The 3,651-nt window shown below is 49.4% G+C and carries 3 protein-coding genes; all 3 read left to right on the top strand.

Going from position 1 to position 3,651, the window contains the following annotated elements; genetic code table 11:
* Positions 1–335 precede the first annotated feature (335 nt).
* Positions 336–2,909: an RICIN domain-containing protein gene (locus C2L71_RS11750; protein ID WP_103265947.1), complete on the top strand. Its 2,574-nt coding sequence runs from the start codon at positions 336–338 to the stop codon at positions 2,907–2,909.
* Positions 2,910–2,982: 73 nt separating this feature from the next.
* Positions 2,983–3,162, top strand: coding sequence for a glycosyltransferase (locus C2L71_RS12460; protein WP_157938988.1), 180 nt, complete (start codon positions 2,983–2,985; stop codon positions 3,160–3,162).
* An 11-nt stretch (positions 3,163–3,173) separates the two neighbouring features.
* Positions 3,174–3,440, top strand: coding sequence for a glycosyltransferase (locus C2L71_RS12505; protein ID WP_157938987.1), 267 nt, complete (start codon positions 3,174–3,176; stop codon positions 3,438–3,440).
* The last annotated feature ends 211 nt before the right edge of the window (positions 3,441–3,651 follow it).

The raw sequence follows: 3,651 nt of genomic DNA, 5'->3' as shown, positions 1-3,651 counted from the left end.
GGCTGATACGCGCCGCCGGCTCGTCGTTCGAGATCGCCTCGGCCGTCAACCCCGCCTGCGTCCTCGACGTGGCGGCCGCGAACGCCTCCAACGGCGCCAACGTCCAGCTCTACGCCTCCAACGGCAGCGCTGCACAGAGGTTCGGACTGACGTCTCGGTAGTTGTTTTGAGAATAAGTAGGCACGAGAGAAACTTAATCGGCCCCTCTTGTGCTTTTGTGGAAGCTAAAGGTAACTCATTAAAGACTTGACTCGGTCTGGATAAACACGAGGGGAAAACAGGATAAAGTTTCGTTTATAATTTATGCAAAAGATAAACTTTCGTTGGGGGCGAGCATGAAGAGTAGATTTCTTTCCGTGTTTCTTGCGTTCGTGTTGACGCTTGGCCTTTGCCCTGAGGCGCTTGCGGAAGAAGTGGTACCCGAAAAGTCCGACGGGACATTATCTGTTCCTGCGGATAGCACGCAGCCTCCCGTTCAGGAAAAGCCGTTATCTCCCGATAATGCAGATGCGGTTGATCAAGACGGAGAAACCAGCGAAGGCACTCTTGCAAACGGGGACTCGGATGATTCGGAATCAATGCAGACCGAAGATGCCAACGGGCTTCAAAACGTCATCGGTTCCTCGATGTCCACAACGGCAGGGCAAGAGGCTGCAAGCATGCAGAACGCAGAAAGGACGGATATCGATGTCCTTGCGGCAGATAACGCTGCTGCGCTTCCCGATGGCGTATACCTTGTCAAGACGGGGCTGGCCAACCGACAAGTCCTCGATGTGAAGGCTGCGTCCTGCTCAAATTATGCGAACATCCAAATATATGAATCGAATATGACCAATGCTCAGAAGTGGAGGGTTGTCCATGATGAGCAAGGATACGTAACTTTTATCAATGAGGGGTCGGGTAAGGCCCTTGATGTCGCGGCCGGCAGCGCGAAGGCAAGGACTAACGTCCATCAGTATGAAAAAAACGACACTTACGCTCAAAAATGGATCGTGATAAAGAGCGACGACGATTCTTTTACGGTGGTTTCTGCACTAAAAAAAGAGCTGGTTTTGGATGTCGCTGGAGCGAGAAGCGCTAACGGCACGAATGTTCAGATATTCGATGCTAATTCATCTCGAGCTCAGTCATTTGATTTCTTACCGAATTCACCGGCAGTTGCGAAGTGCGACAAAGTGGTAGAAGACGGCTATTATGAAATTGCCTCATCCGTTAATGGGTCATATGTGCTGGATGTTGCAAATGCATCTTTAAACGATCGTGCGAACATCAGACTCTACTCCGCAAATAAGTCTCCCGCCCAATTATTTCGTTTCGTGTACGTTGACGGCTTTTATCGTATTGAAACTGCAGCAAGCAATAAATGCCTTGATGTGGCTGGTGCCAATCTGGTGAGTGGTACTAATGTGCAGCAATACACCTATAACGGGACTGATTCTCAGAAATGGTCGATTCGGGCGAACTCTAATGGTACCTATACAGCCATTTCGAAGGCCAACGGCCTTGCTCTTGATATCGCAGCTGGATCGATGACGAATGGCGCCAACGTCCAAGTGTTTGAATCGAATGCCACGAACGCTCAGCAATTCAATTTGGTAAAACGCACGAACCTGCTAGGGGAGGGCTTGTGTACCATCCGTTCTATGCTTAAACCGGTGATGGCTCTCGATGTGGTAGCTGCTTCCACTGCCGAGGGTGCCAATGTGCAGTTGTATGAGAGTAATGCCAGTCATGCGCAACTATGGGAAGTCTCTTTGGTTGATGGGGAGGCGAACACCTATACCGTCCAATCTGTAGTTTCGGGAAAGTACCTTGCCGCCGACGGGGGCGGAAACGTATGCCAGAGAAGCCTATCCGGTGACAATACACAGTGGTGGATGCCGTCAATTGCAAACGGAGCGATAGTATTGACAAACGTCGCTTCCGGTCTTGTTTTGGACGTGAGCCGAGCCTCGACTGCGAATGGAGCGAACATCCAAACGTATGCTGCGAACGGATCGAACGCCCAACAGTTCGCCTTCTCTGGTGCGGCTCCGCTTGCAAGCGGAGCATATTATATGATCCGCAGCTGTCAGGACCCATCTCAGGTGATCGACACGGCTGCCGCCTCTCTGGCAAATGGAGCTAATGTACAAACATATACCAGCAACAATACCGGTGCGCAAAAATGGAAGATCGTCGGTAACAACGATGGTACTTATACATTCCTAAATGCGAACAGCGGTAAAGCTCTGGACGTTAAATCCGCTCAAGCAATAACGGGGGCAAATGTTCAGCAGTATTCCTCCAACAATACGCTTGCCCAGAAGTGGCGCGTTGTCTACCAGCATGACGGGCGATTTAAAGTGGTCTCTGCCTTAAACGATGCGCTCGTTCTCAGCGTTGCGGGAGGTGTGGCGCAAAACTATGCAAACGTAAATATATCAACCGATGAAGGGTTGGCATCTCAGCGGTTTACATTTGCAAAAACTACGTATGATCCTTTACCTGCTGATCAGCGGGCAATGCTTAATAAGGCTAATGAGCTGTCGAGTAGAACATCGTGGCTGATTCTCGTAAATTGTTCGACGCATAAAGTAGGCATTTTCAATGGAGGTCGGGGAAATTGGTCGTATAGCAAGTATTGGCCTTGTACAACAGGGGCTGTATCAACCCCGACTGTTAAAGGGGTGTTCACTGTAGGATCACGCGGTCTTTCCTTTGGATCGGGGTATACGTGCTGGTACTGGACGCAGTTCTTCGGAAACTACCTTTTCCATTCCGTTCTCTATCAGCCGGGAAGTATGAACAACATACAGGATGGTCGCCTCGGCATAAGCGCCTCGCATGGATGTGTGAGACTGAATATCGACAATGCTCGATGGATCTACGATGTTATCCCTAGCGGCACGACGGTACTTGTCTATTAAAGCAAGCATTTGGCGGGTGAATAAAAAGCATTGCACTTGAAGTATTCACCAGAAAGAAGTGATAGAAATGCCTATGTTATCCATTATCGCACCGTGCCACAATGAAGAAGGCACTCTGCCACTTTTCTTCAATGAAGTAAATGCTGCAATCAGCAAAATCAAAACTGACCATCAGGGTCTATCTGTAGAACTTATTCTTGTCGATGACGGCTCAACCGACTCTACTCTTGAGATCATTAAGTCATCTGCTTAGGCCGGGGGGGGGTGTGTACTATTCACTGGCTCTCCTTTTCTCGTAATTTTGGAAAAGAATCCGCTCTTCTTGCTGGCCTCCGCGCAGCTTCTGGTGACTATATTGCCACCATGGATGCGGATTTACAGGATCCTCCGGTTTTGCTGCCGCAGATGTACGACATCCTTCTCGAGTGTGAATGCGACAATGTAGCAACCTATAGGACTAACCGCAAAGGAGAGCCGCGCATCCGTTCGTTTTTTGCGCGTGCATTCTATCCTTATAAACAAAGTTTCTGACATTGAGCTAGTTAGCGGCGCACGCGATTATCGATTGATGAAGCGATCTATGGTTGATGCCGTCCTGTCTTTAAATGAGTATAATGGTAACGTACAATTTTTTGCGCACTTTGACAGCAGGATAGCGTCCAGATAGGAAGGAGGGCACGGCCCGCCCCGGTATGATTCGAGTTGTCGAGACAAGAAGCATATTGGAGGAGAGCCATGCCCG

This window comes from Enteroscipio rubneri (genome assembly GCF_002899715.1).
Taxonomy (GTDB): Bacteria; Actinomycetota; Coriobacteriia; order Coriobacteriales; family Eggerthellaceae; genus Enteroscipio; species Enteroscipio rubneri.
This window is presented reverse-complemented; position numbering and strand designations above follow the sequence as displayed.

Coding starts and splice junctions, on each gene's coding strand:
- C2L71_RS12460 (WP_157938988.1), top strand. CDS start 2,983: ATGTTATCCATTATCGCACCGTGCCACAATGAAGAAGGCACTCTGCCA.
- C2L71_RS11750 (WP_103265947.1), top strand. CDS start 336: ATGAAGAGTAGATTTCTTTCCGTGTTTCTTGCGTTCGTGTTGACGCTT.